Here is a 16,593-nt window from a genome sequence, read left to right as displayed (position 1 = left end):
CGAATATTCCGGACAGAAAGCTGAGGGGCGGGCCGCCATGGCCCGCCCCTCAGCGGCGTCACGCCGAGGAGTCACGAGCAAAATATCTCGCACAATGTGTTAACTCTTGCTCGATCTTCTGCTAACAATGTCGTCCGTCAGAGTTCGCGCCGGCCCCCTCCCGGGGCTCGCACACTCCAAGGGACGTACGACATGGGTTCTCCCCCACCCTCCTCCGCACCGCGGCCCGCACCACCGCTCAGCCGCCGCTCCGTGCTGCGCGGCGCCGCCGGGGCGGGGGCCATGGGGCTGCTGGCCGCCTGCGGCGGCCGGCCCGACGCCGCCTTCCACGCCGACGCCGGGCCCTGGCGCCGGTACGCGGGGACCACGGTGAACTTCATCTCCGAGAACACCGCCCCCACCGCCGCGATCGCCGCCGACCTCACACCGTTCACCGAGCTCACCGGTATCCGCGTCAACATCGTCACGCTCGAGCTGTCCGCGCTCGCGCAGAAGGTCGCCCTCGACCTCGCCTCGGGCAACGGTGAGTACGACGTGGTGTACGCGGACCCGTACCAGGTGCTGGCCCCCTACGCACCGGCCTTCGCCGACCTCAGGGAGTTCGCCGAGGATCCCGGGCTGCCCCGGCTGCCCGGCGGCTTCGGCGACTTCATCCCCACCCATCTGGACGCCGCGGGCCGCTTCGGCGGTGACGGCAAGGTGCTGGCGCTGCCCTACGACTGCCCGACCATGGTCTGGCAGTACCGCGCCGACCTCTTCGAGCGGTACCGCGACCGGATGGCGGACGACCTCGGCTTCGATCCGATGCCCTCCGACGACACGACCTGGGAGCAGTACTACGCCATCGCCACGTGGTTCAACGACAAGACCGACGCGGTGCGCTACGGCACCGGCCACCAGGCCAAACAGCATGACGCGCTGATGTGTGACTTCTCCAACCTGCTCTGGTCCTACGGCGGCGACTACTTCGACGGCGGCCGCCGGGCCGGCCGCGTCGGCACCCTCGACCCCGGGGCCTGCCGGCTGGACTCGGACGCCGCGATCGAGGGTGCCGCGTTCTACCAGCGGCTGCTGAGGATCGCCGACCCCGGCTCCCGCACCTGGGACTGGGACGGGCTCGGCGCGGCCTTCCGCGCCGGACGCATCGCCATGTGTCCCAACTGGCATGAGTACGCGGCGTCCAACGAGGCGGCCATGCCGGGCAAGGTCGGCTACGCCCGGCTGCCCAAGGGCCCGGCGCGCTCGGCCGGGATGTACGGCGGAACCGGTATCGCGGTGTCCGATGTGATCCCCGAGCGACGGCGCCAGGCCGCCTGGCTCTTCGTCAACTGGGCCACCGCGCCCAGGACCCAACTGGCCAACCTGGCCAGCGAAGTCGGCGGCGGCACCCCGACCCGTACCTCCGTCTACGGACTGCCACGCGTCACCGAGGCCCAGCACCGCCCCTCGAAGATGGCCAACATGCTCTCGGCGACCGCGGTCAAGAAGACCTGGCGGTCCGACACCATCGGGCTGCGCCCGAAGATCCCCATGTGGGCGGAGTGCGACACCGCCGTCTACACCCAGCTGTCCGGCATGCTCGCGGGCGACGCCTCGCCGGAGTCGGCCATGCGGGCCGCCACCAGCCGTATCGACCGCATCGTCGCCCGAGGGTGGGTGAACTGACCATGGGTCCCCTGACGACCGGCCTCCGCCGGGACGGACGCTCCTCCGGACGCCGTTCCCGGATTCCCCTCCCCGGCTTCGCCGGACGCATGATGGCCCCCGGACTGCTGGTGCTCGCCGGTGTCTCCCTGCTGCCGTTCGCGGCGGTGGTCATCATGAGCTTCTCCCGGGTGCACCTGCTCGGCGGGCTCAGCCTGGAGGGCGCCGGAGCCGACAACTGGACACGGCTGTTCACCGACCCCGACATGGCGTGGGCCTGGGCCAGGACCGCCGGGTACTTCCTGCTCACGGTGGGCGGCGAGATGGTGCTCGGCACCCTGCTGGCCATCTGTCTGTGGCGGCTGCGGCACGGCCGCAACGCGGCGCTGAGCCTGCTGCTGCTCCCGATGTTCGTGGCACCCGTGATCGTGGGACTGCTGGGCCGCTTCCTCACCGACTCCACCTTCGGGCTCTACTCCTGGCTGCTGGGCCAGGCCGGCTACCACGGCGATCTGATGGGCGACAAGACGACCGCGTTCCTCTCGGTGACCCTGATGGACATCTGGGAGTGGACACCGCTGGTCACCCTGATCGCACTGGCCGGACTGACCTCCGTGCCCTCCAGCGTGCTGGAGGCCGCGTCGCTCGACGGCGCCGGAATGCCGCGCACCCTGCGCCATATCGTGCTGCCCGCCATCGCACCCGTCCTGCTGGTGGCACTGCTGATCCGGTCGATGGACGCGCTGCGCTACTTCGACATCATCTGGAACACCACCGGCGGCGGACCCGCCGACGCCACCAAGACGGCGTCCGTCCGGCTCTATGAAACCGCCTTCCGCTTCTTCGACTTCGGCTACGCCGCGGTGACCGGACTGCTGATGCTCGCCGTCACCACCGTCGTGGCCCGCTATTTCGTCCGTCTCCTCGACCGGAAGGGGCTGGCCCGATGACCGCCTCCACCACCGGTGCCGGGCCGCTGGAGCGCGGCGGCCGCGGTGCGCGCATCCTGGTCCGCTTCCTCGTCGTGACCGCGCTGATATGGACGCTGGTCCCGCTGGGCTGGATGCTGCTGTCGTCCTTCAAGCCGACCGGCGAGGTCACCGCCGCCACCCCCGATGTGTGGTTCGGCCCCACCCTGGACAACTACCGGAACCTGTTCAGCGGCGGCAACAACCTGGGGCCGTATCTGCGCAACAGCGTGGTGGCGGCGGGCTGTTCGGCGCTGCTGGCCACCGCCCTGGGCGCGCTGGCCGGATACGGACTGGCGCGGACCACGGCGCGGGGCAAGCACCACCTGTCGTTCTGGATCATCTCCACCCGGATGGCACCGATCGCCGCCGTGGTCCTGCCGATCTTCCTGATCTTCCGGACACTGGGGCTGATCGACACCCTGCCGGGGCTGGTCCTGGCCTACCTCAGCTTCAACCTGCCGTTCGCCATCTGGCTGCTGAACGCCTTCTTCGCACAACTCCCCCCGGCGCTTGAGGAGTCGGCCCAGGTGGCCGGATGCACCCCCTGGCAGGCGTTCCGCCATGTGATCCTTCCGCTGACCCGCCCGGGGCTGGTCACCACCTTCGTCCTGTGCCTGGTCTTCTCCTGGAACGACTACGCCTTCGCCCTGGTCCTCAGCGGACCGCGCACCCAGACCCTGCCCATCGCCGCCAGTCAGCTGGTCACCCAGACCGGTATCGACTGGGGCCAGCTGACCGCCATCGGCACCGTCGTGGTGGTCCCGATGATGCTCGTCGGCCTTGCCGTACGCCGGTGGCTCGTCACCGGCCTGACCATGGGAGCCGTGACCGGAGAATGACCGCCGACGCCCTGCCCCCCGACATCCCCGACACCATGCGCGCCGCGGTGCTGTGCGCGCCGAGGCGGCTGGAGATCCAGCGGCGCCCGGTGCCCCGGCCCGGCCCCGGTCAGGTCCTGGTCCGCGTCGAAGCGGTCGGCATCTGCGGTTCGGATGTGCACTACTACGAACACGGCAGGATCGGCGACTTCGTCGTCCGCGCCCCCATGGTGCTGGGCCATGAGCCCAGCGGCACCGTGGTCGCCCTCGGCCCCGGGGCCCGGCGGCTGGCACCGGGCCAACTGGTCTCCCTGGAACCGGGGGTCCCGTGCGGCCGGTGCGCCCAGTGCCGCCACGGCCGCTACAACCTCTGTCCCGAGGTGTCCTTCTACGCCACCCCGCCGGTGGACGGCGCGCTGTGCGAATACGTGGCCGTCGACGAGGACTTCGCCCATCCGGTGCCCGAGGCGCTCGGCGCGGACGCGGCGGCGCTGCTGGAACCGCTGTCCGTCGGGGTGTGGGCCTGCCGCAAGGGCCGGGTCACCGTCGGCTCCCGGGTGCTGGTCACCGGCGCCGGGCCGATCGGTCTGATCGCCGCCCAGACGGCGCGGGCGTTCGGTGCCACCGAGGTCGTGGTCACCGATGTGGAGCCCCATCGGCTCGCCGCCGCACGGGAGTTGGGCGCCACCGCCACCGTCGACGTACGCACCACCCCACTCGCCGACACCGGCTTCACCCCTGATGTGCTGGTGGAGTGCTCCGGGGTCCCGGCGGTGGCCGACGAGGCCATCCGCACCCTGGGCCGGTCCGGACGGGCGGTGCTGGTCGGGATGGGCGGGGACTCCGTACCCCTGCCGCTGGCGCATGTGCAGAACTTCGAGATCGAGGTCACCGGCACCTTCCGGTACGCCAACACATGGCCGGCCGCGATCGCGCTGGCGGCCTCCGGTGAGGTGCGGCTCGATCCGCTCGCCACCCATCACTACGGCCTCGCGGAGGCGGAACGGGCCCTGACCGTGGGCGCCCAGGATCCGACGGCGCTCAAGGCGGTGGTGCGTCCGCACACCCTCTGAATCCATCCACCACCCCCCGCTGTCCGGGCCCTGAGCTGCTAATCTCCCGCAGATGCGGCGCAAGGTGACCCGGATAGCGGGTGTGGTGGCACTGGTTCTGGCAGTGGCGGCGGGGTGGCTGTTCCTGAGCGGCACCTTCGGCCGCTGGCAGGACGACCGCGCCCTGGACGCGGCCTGCGGCGGGGCGGTGGACCCCGGCGAGGCGAAGGACCTACTGGGAGCGGACCGGTTGAAGACCGCGACCCGGTACGGCCGCCACGGTGAGCACAACACCTCGGGCGCCCCGGTGATCTGCTGGCTGGACGTGGACGACGGCTACCGCAAGCGCGCCGTCGTGCGGATGGAGTGGCGCTCCCGGGCGTGGGCCCCGCACACCGAGGCCAAACGGGACCAGAACAACTACCTCGCGCTGATGTCCACCCCGATCGGCCACGGCTGGTCGGGGATGATGAACCACTGGCGGGACGGCGACCGGGACGAGGGCAACGCCACCGTCGTGATGGACTGCCGCAACACCTCGGGGCCGCGCGAGGGGGACAGCCTCACCACATCGGTGGTCAGCTGGACCGACCGCTCCTACGAGACGGCCGCCCACCGTACCCATCTCGCCCGGCTCACCACCGGTATCGCCGAGCGGGCGGCCCACTCCTGGGGCTGCGACGCCCGTCCGGGCGGTGCGGTGACGGCCATGGCTCCGCTGGTCTCACCGGAAGCGGCGCGGCCGGAACAGACCGCGCCGCCGGCGGAGGCGAAGGGCACCTGTGCGGGGATCCCCGGCACCTCGTCCCTCCCTCGGAGTCTGGGCACCGCGGCGGACCGCGCCCCGATCGAGGACTGCTTCCTGCTGGCGAAGGCGTCGGGGAAGAAGACGGGCGAGCCGGTCTACCGGCTGTCCGCGTTCTACGGCACCTTCGCCGACGACCAGCGCGGGCTGACCTCGTCGAAGGAGCGCCGCGACTCCGACGACCCCCTGCTGACGAGCTTCGCCGACCGGGCCACGGCCCGCTGCCCCGGTGCCCCGGCCACCGCGGTCTACGCCATCAGCAGGATGAACACCCGCCACAGGAGCGAACCGCACCGCTACACCCGCGCGGCGCTCACGGCGTTCGCCGAGCGGTCCGCGAAGCGGCACGGCTGTACGGACGTCCGGGTCCGCTAGGCGTGTCCGGCGCTCACAGGTGGTCGGCCACCGCGGCGTCGATCAGCTGACGCAGTCCGTCCCGGTAGACCCCGGGGTCGGTCAGCGCCGGGAGGATCACCTCCAGATGGCCGGTGAGTACGGGGAAGTCCTCGGGGTCCAGCGCGGCGAACGCGGTGCGGGCGGTGGCCGCCGCCCTCCTGTCGTCACCGTGGTCCACGAAGGCGACGGCGCCGAGGGTGAACAGGTACATCCGCCGGTAGGTCTCGATCGCGGCCTTCGGCGCCATCCCGGCGGCGAGGCTGTGGGCGAGCTGTGGTTCGACGAGACGGCCGAGCAGCCGCGGGCCGAACCAGGCGTGGCCCGCGCGCAGCGCCGCGAGCCCCGGATGCGCGGAGAGCAGCGCGTGGAGTGCCCGGAACCGGGTCTCGGTGGCGGTGGCCCAGTCGGTGTCCGCGGCCACCTCGGGCAGCTTCTCCGCGAGCCGGTCGGCGCAGGCGGCCAGCAGTCCGTCCAGATCGCCGCAGCGCCGGAAGACGGTGGCGTGGGAGACGCCGAGGCGCTGCGCCACGGCGCGGAAGCTCAGGGCCTCGGGCCCGTCCTCGTCGATCACCACCAGGGCGGTGTCCGCGATGGTGTCCAGGGTCGGCCGCTCGGCTTCCCGGGGTCTGCTGCGTGCGCTCCTCACGGGGCAAGCGTAGCGAAGTTGCGGAACGGCGGAACATACATTGTTCGATACAGTGTTTCAGCAGTTACAGGTGTCCGAGTTTCCAGTGGCCAGGAGGTGCCCCGGTGACCGTGAGCTTTCGGGACGTACGGGCGGCGGCGCGGCGGGTGGCGGGGCACGTCCGGCCCGTCGCCCTCGCCCCGCTGGAGGAGGGTGCCCTCGGCACGGCGCGAGGCTGGCTGGCGCTGGAATTCCTCCAGCACACCGGCTCCTTCAAGGCGCGCGGCGCGTTCACCTTCCTCCGTGGCCACGCCGAGGCGGGCACCCTCCCGGAGGCGGGCGTGGTGATCGCCTCCGGGGGGAACGCCGGACTCGCATGCGCCTGGGCCGCCGCCCGCCATGCGGTGCCCGCCGCGGTGTTCGTGCCCGAGACCGCGCCCGCGGTGAAGGTGGCCAGGCTGCGCGGACTGGGCGCGGAGGTCCACCAGGTGGGCACCGAGTACGCGGACGCGCTGGACGCCTCCCGGACCTACGCGGCCAGGACCGGGGCGCTCGCGTCCCACGCCTATGACCATCCGCTGATCGCCGCCGGGGCGGGCACGCTGATGGAGGAGATTCACGAGCTGCTGCCGGATCTGGACACGGTCGTGGTGTCGGTCGGTGGCGGTGGCCTCTTCACCGGGGTCGCGGTGTCGGCGCTGGAGCACGGTGTCCGGGTCGTCGCCGTGGAGCCGGAGCGCTGCCGTGCGCTCAACGCGGCGCTGGAGGCGGATGAGGTGGTCGACGTACCGGTCGACTCGGTCGCGGCGGACTCCCTCGGGGCACGGCGGGCTTCCGCGACGGCGCTGGAGTGGGCCCGCGCGGACGGGGTCCGGTCCGTGCTGGTGTCCGATGCGGCGATCGTCGCGGCACGGCAGGCGCTGTGGGACGACCGCAGGCTCGCGGTGGAGCACGCAGCGGCCACCGCGCTGGCGGCCGTCACCTCCGGTGTGTATGTCCCCCGCCCCGGGGAGCGGATCGCGGTGGTGCTGTGCGGTGCCAACACCGATCCGGGCGATCTGGTGCGCGGCGCCGCCCGCTGACGGCACCCGGCTCCGGGCCGGTCCGCTGCCGGACCTGCCCGGGGCCGAACGGGGCGGGCGGTGCGGTCATCCGCCCGCGTGGGCCTTCTTCAGCGCGGCGATGTCCAGCTTCTTCATCGAGAGCATGGCCTCGGTGGCGCGCCTGGCCTTCTGCGGATCCTCGTCGGTGACCAGGTCGAGCAGGACGGCGGGCACGACCTGCCATGACACTCCGAACCTGTCCCTGACCCAGCCGCAGGCGACCTCCTCGCCTCCGCCCTCGGTGAGCCTGGCCGAGTAGTGGTCCACCTCGTCCTGGTCGGCGCAGTGGATCTGGAACGACACGGCCTCGTTGAAGGTGAAGTCGGGGCCGCCGTTGAGCGCGACGAACTTCTGACCGTTGGCCTCGAATTCGACGGTCAGCACCGAACCGGCGGGGCCGGGCCCGGCCTCGGTGTAGTGGCTGATCCGGCCGATCCGGGAGTTCTTGAAGACCGAGACGTAGTACCGGGCCGCCTCCTCGGCCCGGCCGTCGAACCACAGGCATGTGGTGAATCCGTCAGTGGCCATCGGTGCCTCCTGCGCATTGGAGTGTTTACCTGTACCGACCGCCGCCGCCGGACAAACTCATCGGTCCTCGGGCGCCTCATGCGCCGTGATGTAGTCGTGCAGCCGCCCGGAGCCCCCGAGCATGGCCGTGGCCCGCAGCGTCAGCTCCTCCTGGCGCCGGGCGATGGCGGCTCGCAGGGCCTCGCTGCTGCCCGTCCGGCGCAGTCCGTCCAGGACGGGCCGGATCTGGGGCAGCGGATAGCGGCCCTGGCGCAGCAGGCTGACCATCCGCGCGTCCCGTACGTCGACCGGGGAGTAGCGGCGGTACTCGGTGATGGGCTCCCGTCGCGGGGTGAGCAGTCCGAAGGACTCCCAGACCCGCAGGGCGGAGGTGCGGACCCCGAGCCGGGCGGCGACCTCCCCGATCCGCAGCCCCGAGCGGGGGACCGAGGTGGTGTCCGGGGACTGCTCGGCGATCGTCTCCAGCGCCTCGCCCGCGGCCTGGAGGGAGAGCCGCTGTTCGTGGAGAGCGGCGTGGGCGGCGTCGACGAGGGTGAGGGCCCGCGTCAGGTCGTCCTCGTGGACGGCGCGCATCACGGCCCGGGCGGTGTCCGCCCCGTACCCCTTCATCAGGGCCCGGTGCGTGAGCAGCGCCCTGCGGTGCCGGGTGTCGAACCTGCGGTAGCCGGAGTCGGTGCGCTCGGTCGGGGGCAGGATCCCCGCGTCGACGTAGTTGCGGATCTGCTGGGTGGAGACACCCACCAGACGCGCCAGGTCGATCGGGCGCAGGGCGGTGTGCTGGACGCTCATGGACACGGTCTCCCGGCGGGGCTCTTCTGTACGGGCTTCACGGTGAGTTGAAGGTTATCGCCCCACTTCCCCGGTCCGTGGCGGCAGTCCGCGGCCCAACCTTCCACGAGCCCTTCAATGAAACACTTGAAGCCATGGAGCTCAGCCACGACCACTCCGCTCTGTCCCCCTGCCCTCAGCCGATTTCGGCTCCGGTGGCCCCTGCCCCGGACCGCACCGCCGCGGACACCCACGATGTGATCCAGGTGCGCGGCGCCCGGGAGAACAACCTCACCGGTGTCTCCCTCGACCTGCCCAAGCGACGGCTCACCGTGTTCACCGGGGTCTCCGGATCCGGCAAGTCCTCGCTGGTGTTCGACACCATCGCCGCCGAGTCACGGCGGCTGATCAATGAGACCTACGCGGCGTTCGTCCAGAACTTCATGCCGTCCCAGTCCCGGCCCGATGTGGACGCGCTGCGCAACCTGAGTGCGGCGATCATCGTGGACCAGGAGCGGATGGGCGCCAACTCCCGTTCCACGGTGGGCACCGCCACCGATGCCCACACTCTGCTGCGGATCCTGTACAGCCGGCTCGGCTCCCCCGCGGCCGGAGCGCCGATGGCGTTCAGCTTCAACACGGCCGAGGGGATGTGTCCCTCGTGCGAGGGCCTGGGCCGGGTGTCCGAGATCGACGTCGATCAACTGGTCGACCGCGAGCTGTCGTTGAAGGAGGGCGCGATCACCGTCCCCGGCTTCGCGGTGGACAGCTGGCACTGGCAGGTGATGGCGAACTCCGGGCTCTTCGATCCCGACCGCAAGCTCGAGGACTACACCCCCGAGGAGTGGCAGGACTTCCTCCACAAGCCCGCCACCAAGATCAAGACCGGTGGGCAGCAGCTCACCTACGAGGGCCTGGTCACCAAGGTGCGCAGACTCTATCTGGCCAAGGACCGGGAGACGATGCAGCCCCAGGCGCGGGCGTTCGCCGACCGGGCGGTCGCGCTCACCGGCTGCCCGGACTGCCACGGCACCCGGCTCAACGAGGCGGCCCGGTCCTGTCTGATCGACGGGCGCTCGATCACCGACTGTTCGTCACTCCAGATCAGCGATCTGGCCGCGTTCGTCCGGTCCCTCGACGACGGCTCCGTGGGACCGGTCCTGGAGACCCTTCAGGAGACGCTGGACTCCCTGGTGGAGATCGGTCTGGGCTATCTGAGCCTGGACCGGGAGTCCGGCACGCTCTCCGGCGGTGAGGCCCAGCGGGTCCGGATGGTCCGTCATCTCGGTTCGGCGCTCACCGATGTCACCTACGTGTTCGACGAGCCCACGGTGGGTCTGCACCCGCATGACATCGAGCGGATGAACCGGTTGCTGCTGCGTCTGCGCGACAAGGGCAACACGGTGCTCGTGGTGGAGCACAAACCGGAGACCATCCGGATCGCCGACCATGTGGTGGACCTCGGCCCCGGGGCGGGCGCCGCCGGAGGGCGTCTCACCTACGCGGGAGACCTGGCCGGACTGCGCGCCTCGGACACCTCGACCGGGCGCTGTCTGGACCGCCGGGTCCCGCTGCGGGAGAAGGCGCGGCAGCCGGTGGGACACCTCCCCATCCGCGGCGCGCGCACGCACAACCTGCGCGATGTGAGCGTGGACATCCCGCTGGGGGTGCTCACCGTGGTCACCGGCGTCGCCGGGTCCGGCAAGAGCTCGCTCATCCACGGCTCGCTCACGGGGCGCGAGGGGGTGGTGGTGGCGGACCAGTCGGCGATCCGCGGCTCGCGCCGCAGCAACCCCGCCACCTACACCGGGCTGCTGGATCCGGTCCGGGCGGCGTTCGCCAAGGCCAACCGGGTCCGGCCGGGTCTGTTCAGCGCCAACTCCGAGGGCGCCTGCCCCGCCTGCAAGGGCATCGGGCTGATCTACACCGACCTCGGCATGATGGCCGAGGTGGCGTCGGTGTGCGAGGAGTGCGGGGGCGAACGGTTCCGGCCGGAGGTACTGGCGTACCGGCTGCGCGGGAAGAACATCGGCGAGGTCCTCGCGATGCCCGTGACCGAGGCCCGTGACTTCTTCACCACCGGCCACGCCCGGGTGATCCTGGACCGGCTGCTCGCGGTGGGGCTCGGCTACCTCGGGCTCGGCCAGCCGCTGTCCACCCTGTCCGGTGGCGAGCGCCAACGGCTCAAGCTGGCCATCCACATGGCCAGGAACGGGACGACCTACATCCTGGACGAGCCGACCACCGGACTCCACCTGGCCGATGTGGACCAGCTGCTGGAGCTGATGGACCGGCTGGTGGACGACGGGAACACGGTGATCGTCATCGAGCACCACCAGGCGGTTATGGCACACGCCGACTGGATCGTGGACCTCGGCCCGGGAGCCGGACACGACGGCGGCCGGGTGGTGTTCACCGGAACTCCGGCCGAACTGGTCGACACCGGTACCACCCTCACCGCCCGCCATCTGCGCGCGTACACCGGGCGGGAATAGCCACCGGTGGTCCCGGGGATCTCCCCGGGACCACCGGACGCCGGGCGGCCTACGGCGCGCTTGCGGGCGGAACGGTGTCCCAAAGGCCCGCGGGATTCCGCCCGGAGACAGGGGGCTGCGGTGACCGACGGGACATCAGCACGTTGACGAGCGCCGCGAGCACCCCGCATCCGGCAGCGGTGATCAGCGCACCCGGCAGGGTGTGAACGGCGATCGTCCCGGCGAGGCCAGCGCCGAGGGCGAAGCCGGTGATCTTCAGACTGGCCCCCGTGGTGACGATCCGGCCGCGCAGCCGCTCCGGTGCCTCCCGGTGGCGCACCGCGAACAAGGCGGTGAGACCGGGCCCTTCGGCGGCACCGGCGAGCAGCGCGGCGGCGATCACCATGGCGGGGGCTCCCGTGGCCGCCAGCAGCGCGGCCACGGCGAGGACGACGGCGCTGCCCCCGATGACGGCGTCCGGGCGCGGCAGTCGCGGTCGGCGGGCGAGCAGCGCGTTCGCGAGGAGCGACGCGGCGGCGGAGGCGGACAGCAGCAGTGCGCCGCGGTCCGCCCCGCCCAGGGCTTCGGCACCGAGCGGCGGACAGCAGGCGATGAACGCGCCCTCGCCCGCACAGGTGACCACGGAGGTCGCGGTGGCGCGGGCGAGCGGCCGGTTGCGGAGGATGGCCCGTACTCCGGCGGTGAGTTCGGCCGGAACGGCCGACGGGACCGAGCGGCCGTCCCCGGGCGCGACCGGGCGCCCCGGCGGCGTCCGTCCGGCCGGGGGCAGCGTCCAGGCCGTCGGCAGCGCCAGGCAGAGCAGGGCGACGGCCGTCGCCACCGCGGCCGGGGCACCGGCCAGGACCGCGACCACCCCGGCGAGGGCGGGGCCCATCAGCGCTCCCAGGCTGAAGGTCATGGCGTCCAGCGCACCGGCCCTCGGCACCGCCTCCGGCGCCATCAGCCGGGACAGTTGGGAGGTCCAGCCACCCGACAGCACCGGCCCCGGCACCCCCGCGACCACCGCGACGGCGAGGGTGACCGCGAACGGCGCCCGGCCCAGGCTCAGCAGGATCGCGGCCAGCGCGAGGGCGTGCAGGGCGAGGGCGCCGGCCAGCACCCGGCCCGGCCGGGCGGACCGGTCGAGCAGCGCCCCGACCAGGGGGCCGCCCACCGCCGCCGCGACCGTACAGGCCGCCAGCAGGGACGACGCCGAGGCCGCCGAGCCGGTGAGCGCGAGCCCGGCCAGCAGCAGCGCGGTGCCCGCCGTCTCGTCCCCGGTGCGGGCGACGGCCGCGCCGAACAGATACCTCCTGAGCGCGTAACGCTTTTCCATGCTCAGCACGTTACGCAGGTAACTCAGAACTTCACCAGATGCGTTACATTGGGGCCCATGGCGACCGCGAACGACGACTGGTCCACCCGGCATTCGGTACAGGCGACCGCGCACCGCACCGCAGCCCTGATCAACGCCCTCACCGAGGAGCGGCCGGAGCCCGCAGCGGTCGCCGAGGTGCTGCTCGCCCATGGCGAACCGGCCCCCCTCGACCTGACCGCCGAGGACATCGCCGCGATGCGCGGCGCCGCCGTGCGGCTGCGCGCGGTGTTCGCCGCCGAGGACACCGACCGCGCCGCGTCCGTGCTCAACGAGCTGCTGCGCAGGGGGACCGGCCGGATCCGCCTCAGCTCGCACGACGGCAGCTCCCCGTGGCACCCCCATCTCGACAGCGATGACGACGCCCCGTGGGGCGAGTGGTTCCTCGCCTCGTCCTGTATGGCGCTGACCGTGCTGATCTGGGACCGCCAGCGGCCGCCCGGCGGTGTGTGCGCCTCGCCGAGCTGCGGGAACGTCTTCCTCACCCTGGGCAGTGGGCCCGAGCGCCGCTACTGCTCCCGGCGGTGCGCCACCCGGGAGCGGGTCGCGGCCCACCGGCGCGCCCGGGCCTGAGGATCAGGAGATCGTCACCGGTAGTTCTACGGATGCGGTGCCCCCAGTGGTGACCGAGGCTGATGTCTCTCTCGATGTCTGAAAGAGGCAGCATGACTTCAGCCGTGCGCGCGGCGGCGTCCCCGATTCCCACCGGTTCCGCGCCGGGACCACTCGGCCCGGTGGTGTCCGACCGTCCGTCCCTGGCCGGACGCGAGCGTGAACTCGCCCTGGCTCTCGGGGCATTGAACGGCGGCTCCGGAGGTGTCTGGATCACGGGCGGCCCCGGAGTGGGGAAGACCCGGCTCGCCCAGGAGATCACCACGATGGTGGCCAGGGTCGAGTGGATCACGCCCGTCGAGACGCCCGAGGAGGTGTCGCGACTGCTCCGGCAGACCCCGCGCGGTCCGCGTGTGGTGTGTGTCGACGACGCCCCGCAGCTGTCCCGCGAGGGTGTGGACTCACTGCTCCTGCTCGCTGCCCGGGCCACGGTCAAGCTCCTGGTCACCGGGGACACCGAACGGGTCGACCCCCGGCTGCACACGCTCTGGAAGGACCAGCGGCTGAGCCGGCTGGAGCTGGCGCCGCTGGACGCGGTGGGCGCCCGGCGGCTGGCCGGGACGATGACGGGCGACCGGCTGACCCGGTCCAGCGTCATCCGGTTCGCGGCGATGTCGGCCGGGAACCCGCTGCTGCTGCGGGAGGTGCTGCGGGCCGCCATCGGTCAGGGGCTGCTGTCTCGGCAGGGCGCCCACTGGCACCTGGCCGATGACACCGTCCCGGTCTCCGGCGCCCTGCGCGATCTGGTGGCACAGGACCTCGACGCCCTCTCCGAGGTGCGACGCGACGCCCTGCAACTGATCGCGCTGGCCGAGCCGGCGCGGCTGGAGGTCCTGGAGGACGTGGTCGGCGTTCCGGCGCTGCTCGCCCTGGAGGACCAGGGGCTGATCCGGGCGGTGGGCGGCCGTGGTGCGGAGGCCGTCCGACCGGTGTCCACGGTGACCGTCCGCCACCCCTATCTGGGCCATGTGCTGCGGCAGGAGGCGGCGGCACTGCGCAGCAGGCACTGGCTGGACACCTGGGCCGCGGCGCTCCAGGCGCGCGGTGACGCGCGGCCCGCGGAGTGGGTGACGGTGGCGAGGTGGCAGCTGGACACCGGCTGCGTACCGGTCGAACCGGTGCTGCTGGACGCCACCCGGCACGCCCTGCGCGCCTATGAACTGCCCGTCGCCGCCCGGCTGGCACGGGCCGCGTGGCACACCTACCGCACACCGGAGGCGGCCGAGCTGCTCGGCCGGGTCCTGCTGGCCGAGGCGGAGTTCGAGGCGCTGCGGCGGCTGGCGGCCGAGGCGCAGGCCATGCCCGGGGGGAAGGACATCCGGGCCCGGCTGGATCCGCTGGTGGCCCGGGCGCTGATCCTCCAGGGCCGCTACCGTGAGGCCGAGTTGCTGACGGCCCGGCTGCCGGAGGAAAAGCGGGAGGCCACCGGAGGCGTGGCCGCGTACTTCCGAGGGCGGTTCCGCACTGTCCCCACCGAGGTGCCGCCACGGGTCCGCCACTCCCCCACGCGCATCACCGAGGCGACGCTGCTGGCCATGGCCACGCTGTGCCGCCAGGGGCGTCCGCTGGACGCGCTCGACCTCCACCACGAACTGTTCGGCACCGGGTCGGCCGACCACTGCGACCGCGGCTGGATGGACGAGATGTACTCCTTGGCGCTGCTGTACGCGGGACGGCTGGAGGAGGCCGAGTCGCTGCTCACCAGGGCGTACCGGGAGGCGACCGAGGGCCACCGGGTCCGGGTCGACGCCCAGCGCGGACTGGCCCTGGGCTGGGCCCTGCACGAGCGCGGCAGACTGCACGAGGCACTGCCCTACGTCAGCTTCACGCCGGCCTACCAGGTGGGCTGGCAGGCGTGGCAGGACCAGGCGCTCATCTGCGCCGCGCTGGTGCGCGGCGGACTGCCCGCCGTGGCCGGCCGCGCCGGGACCGCGTCGGCCGAGGACGCGCTGCGCGACGTGGAGCCGGGCCCGCACGCCACCGCGCTGGCAGTGGCGCGGGCCCGTACGGCACACCGCGACGGTGACCAGGTGGCGGCCGCCCGGCTGCTCGAGGGCGCCGTGGAGGTCGCGCTGGCCGAAGCCGCGTACGGGGACGCGGTGATGGCGCTGCACGAGGGCGCCCGGCTGGGTCTGGAGCCGCATGCGGCCGTCCGTGACGACCTGCCGGTGCAGGGTCCCTATCTGCACGCGCGGCTGCACTACGCCCGCGCGGTGTCCGCCGGGGACGAGCGGATGCTGAGCCGGGTCTGCCGGACCCTGGCCGAGTGCGGAGCACAGTTGTACGCGGCGGAGGGGTACGCCGAACTGGCCCGGCTCCAGCGGCGGGCCGGCCGGGCCCGCGCGGCCACCGCGGCCACCACGCAGGCCAGGACGCTGCTGCGCGGCTGCGGTGAGGTGATCACTCCCCCGCTGTACTTCCTGGGCGAGGGGCCGACGCTGTCGCCGCGGGAGCGCACGGTGGCGGCGCTTGCCGCGCGTGGCCTCACCGACAAGGAGATCGCCGCCCGGCTGGTGGTCTCACCGCGTACGGTCGGCAACACGCTGTACCGCGTGTACCAGAAGCTGGGGGTCGGCGACCGGCGTGAGCTGAGCGCCCTGCTGCCCGCCTGAACTCCCCGCGCCCCGGGCCTCTTCCGTTCCCTCCCGGTCCTCTCCGTCGCCCCCGCCGTCCCGGCGCGGGGCGCGATGGAGTAGCCATTGCTCATCGCCCTGTCCGGCGCACCCCCTAACGTGAGTTGATCAGCACGGCGGAACAGGGAGACGGGCACGGATGACGGAGTTGGCGGTCACCTACCGGGGCACGGTGTACCCGTGGCACTGCGACCACATGGGACATATGAACGTCATGTGGTACGTGGGCAAGTTCGACGAGGCCACCTGGCAACTGCTCGCCTCCATCGGGCTGACCCCGGACTATCTGCGGTCCGAGGGCCGTGGCACCGCGGCGGTGGACCAGCGGATCTCCTACCGGCGGGAGTTGCGCGCCGGGGACACCCTGGTGATCCGCTCCGCGTTCCTGGAGGCGAAGAGCAAAGTGGTGCGCTTCTGCCACCGGATGGAGCACTCGGTCACCGGTGAGCTCTGTGCCGTGACCGTGCTGACGGGGGTGCATATGGACACCGTGGCGCGCAAGGCGGTCCCGATGGCGGATCCCCTGCTGGAGGCGGCCCGGAAGGCGGTCGTGGAGCTGGATCCCTGGGCGTGACGTACGCCTCCCCGCGGAGAGCCACGATGGAGTAGCGATCACTCCACGTCATGGTGCAGGACGGTGGTCCACTGGAGACGGCGGCCGGGCCGTGGGGACGGAACCCAGGCCGCGAGGCCCCGGCGGTGTCAGGCCGGCCAGGGGCTATCCCGCTCCGCCCCCGAGCGGGGCCGAAGCGGCGGCCCCCGGGGGCGGACGCGGGTCCTTCCACACCG

Annotated in this window: 14 protein-coding genes; 10 read left to right on the top strand and 4 right to left on the bottom strand. The window is 72.4% G+C overall.

The window, feature by feature from the left end:
- The first annotated feature begins 192 nt into the window (after positions 1 to 192).
- The 5 genes from AC07FT_RS08280 to AC07FT_RS08260 are packed head-to-tail and all read left to right on the top strand — an operon-like array spanning position 193 to position 5,665.
- Entirely contained in the window at positions 193 to 1,665 is a 1,473-nt protein-coding gene (locus AC07FT_RS08280) for an extracellular solute-binding protein (protein ID WP_471198749.1), read from the top strand.
- A 2-nt stretch (positions 1,666 to 1,667) separates the two neighbouring features.
- Complete coding sequence (locus AC07FT_RS08275) at positions 1,668 to 2,594, top strand: carbohydrate ABC transporter permease (RefSeq protein ID WP_471198752.1); 927 nt, start codon at positions 1,668 to 1,670, stop codon at positions 2,592 to 2,594.
- Positions 2,591 to 3,454, top strand: a complete 864-nt coding sequence (locus tag AC07FT_RS08270; RefSeq protein WP_479174984.1) for a carbohydrate ABC transporter permease — start codon at positions 2,591 to 2,593, stop codon at positions 3,452 to 3,454. Before AC07FT_RS08275 ends, AC07FT_RS08270 begins: the two co-directional genes overlap by 4 nt.
- On the top strand, positions 3,451 to 4,506 hold the full coding sequence (locus tag AC07FT_RS08265; protein ID WP_479174982.1) for an NAD(P)-dependent alcohol dehydrogenase: 1,056 nt from the start codon (positions 3,451 to 3,453) through the stop codon (positions 4,504 to 4,506). Before AC07FT_RS08270 ends, AC07FT_RS08265 begins: the two co-directional genes overlap by 4 nt.
- A gap of 52 nt (positions 4,507 to 4,558) precedes the next feature.
- A complete protein-coding gene (locus AC07FT_RS08260) occupies positions 4,559 to 5,665 on the top strand; it encodes a hypothetical protein (RefSeq protein ID WP_479174980.1) in 1,107 nt (368 codons plus the stop codon).
- 13 nt (positions 5,666 to 5,678) lie between these two features.
- Here the strand turns inward: AC07FT_RS08260 and AC07FT_RS08255 are convergent, their stop codons facing one another.
- Positions 5,679 to 6,332, bottom strand: coding sequence for a TetR/AcrR family transcriptional regulator (locus AC07FT_RS08255; protein ID WP_479174978.1), 654 nt, complete (start codon positions 6,330 to 6,332; stop codon positions 5,679 to 5,681).
- Positions 6,333 to 6,442: 110 nt separating this feature from the next.
- Between AC07FT_RS08255 and AC07FT_RS08250 the strand changes: the two genes are divergently transcribed.
- Complete coding sequence (locus AC07FT_RS08250; RefSeq protein WP_479175213.1) at positions 6,443 to 7,393, top strand: serine/threonine dehydratase; 951 nt, start codon at positions 6,443 to 6,445, stop codon at positions 7,391 to 7,393.
- A 66-nt stretch (positions 7,394 to 7,459) separates the two neighbouring features.
- On the opposite strand, the gene AC07FT_RS08245 is transcribed toward AC07FT_RS08250, so the two are convergent.
- On the bottom strand, positions 7,460 to 7,942 hold the full coding sequence (locus tag AC07FT_RS08245) for a VOC family protein (protein WP_479174976.1): 483 nt from the start codon (positions 7,940 to 7,942) through the stop codon (positions 7,460 to 7,462).
- Positions 7,943 to 7,999: 57 nt separating this feature from the next.
- Positions 8,000 to 8,731: a MerR family transcriptional regulator gene (locus AC07FT_RS08240; RefSeq protein ID WP_471198767.1), complete on the bottom strand. Its 732-nt coding sequence runs from the start codon at positions 8,729 to 8,731 to the stop codon at positions 8,000 to 8,002.
- A 134-nt stretch (positions 8,732 to 8,865) separates the two neighbouring features.
- Between AC07FT_RS08240 and AC07FT_RS08235 the strand changes: the two genes are divergently transcribed.
- Complete coding sequence (locus AC07FT_RS08235) at positions 8,866 to 11,205, top strand: ATP-binding cassette domain-containing protein (protein ID WP_479174974.1); 2,340 nt, start codon at positions 8,866 to 8,868, stop codon at positions 11,203 to 11,205.
- 49 nt (positions 11,206 to 11,254) lie between these two features.
- Here AC07FT_RS08235 and AC07FT_RS08230 read toward each other — a convergent pair whose 3' ends face one another.
- Positions 11,255 to 12,520: an MFS transporter gene (locus AC07FT_RS08230; RefSeq protein WP_479174972.1), complete on the bottom strand. Its 1,266-nt coding sequence runs from the start codon at positions 12,518 to 12,520 to the stop codon at positions 11,255 to 11,257.
- Between the two features lie 57 nt (positions 12,521 to 12,577).
- Between AC07FT_RS08230 and AC07FT_RS08225 the strand changes: the two genes are divergently transcribed.
- From AC07FT_RS08225 to AC07FT_RS08215, 3 genes are all read left to right on the top strand, one after another.
- Positions 12,578 to 13,132, top strand: coding sequence for a CGNR zinc finger domain-containing protein (locus AC07FT_RS08225; RefSeq protein WP_479174970.1), 555 nt, complete (start codon positions 12,578 to 12,580; stop codon positions 13,130 to 13,132).
- Between the two features lie 92 nt (positions 13,133 to 13,224).
- Positions 13,225 to 15,783: a LuxR C-terminal-related transcriptional regulator gene (locus AC07FT_RS08220; RefSeq protein ID WP_479174969.1), complete on the top strand. Its 2,559-nt coding sequence runs from the start codon at positions 13,225 to 13,227 to the stop codon at positions 15,781 to 15,783.
- Between the two features lie 160 nt (positions 15,784 to 15,943).
- Positions 15,944 to 16,378, top strand: a complete 435-nt coding sequence (locus AC07FT_RS08215) for an acyl-CoA thioesterase (protein ID WP_479174967.1) — start codon at positions 15,944 to 15,946, stop codon at positions 16,376 to 16,378.
- Positions 16,379 to 16,593: the final 215 nt, after the last annotated feature.

This window comes from Streptomyces sp. NPDC045899, assembly GCF_056431485.1.
This window is presented reverse-complemented; position numbering and strand designations above follow the sequence as displayed.

Excerpts from the sequence above, each read along its gene's own strand:
- AC07FT_RS08280 (WP_471198749.1), top strand. The coding sequence starts at position 193 with ATGGGTTCTCCCCCACCCTCCTCCGCACCGCGGCCCGCACCACCGCTC.
- AC07FT_RS08275 (WP_471198752.1), top strand. The coding sequence starts at position 1,668 with ATGGGTCCCCTGACGACCGGCCTCCGCCGGGACGGACGCTCCTCCGGA.
- AC07FT_RS08270 (WP_479174984.1), top strand. The coding sequence starts at position 2,591 with ATGACCGCCTCCACCACCGGTGCCGGGCCGCTGGAGCGCGGCGGCCGC.
- AC07FT_RS08265 (WP_479174982.1), top strand. The coding sequence starts at position 3,451 with ATGACCGCCGACGCCCTGCCCCCCGACATCCCCGACACCATGCGCGCC.
- AC07FT_RS08260 (WP_479174980.1), top strand. The coding sequence starts at position 4,559 with ATGCGGCGCAAGGTGACCCGGATAGCGGGTGTGGTGGCACTGGTTCTG.
- AC07FT_RS08245 (WP_479174976.1), bottom strand. The coding sequence starts at position 7,942 with ATGGCCACTGACGGATTCACCACATGCCTGTGGTTCGACGGCCGGGCC.
- AC07FT_RS08240 (WP_471198767.1), bottom strand. The coding sequence starts at position 8,731 with ATGAGCGTCCAGCACACCGCCCTGCGCCCGATCGACCTGGCGCGTCTG.
- AC07FT_RS08235 (WP_479174974.1), top strand. The coding sequence starts at position 8,866 with ATGGAGCTCAGCCACGACCACTCCGCTCTGTCCCCCTGCCCTCAGCCG.
- AC07FT_RS08230 (WP_479174972.1), bottom strand. The coding sequence starts at position 12,520 with ATGGAAAAGCGTTACGCGCTCAGGAGGTATCTGTTCGGCGCGGCCGTC.
- AC07FT_RS08225 (WP_479174970.1), top strand. The coding sequence starts at position 12,578 with ATGGCGACCGCGAACGACGACTGGTCCACCCGGCATTCGGTACAGGCG.
- AC07FT_RS08220 (WP_479174969.1), top strand. The coding sequence starts at position 13,225 with ATGACTTCAGCCGTGCGCGCGGCGGCGTCCCCGATTCCCACCGGTTCC.
- AC07FT_RS08215 (WP_479174967.1), top strand. The coding sequence starts at position 15,944 with ATGACGGAGTTGGCGGTCACCTACCGGGGCACGGTGTACCCGTGGCAC.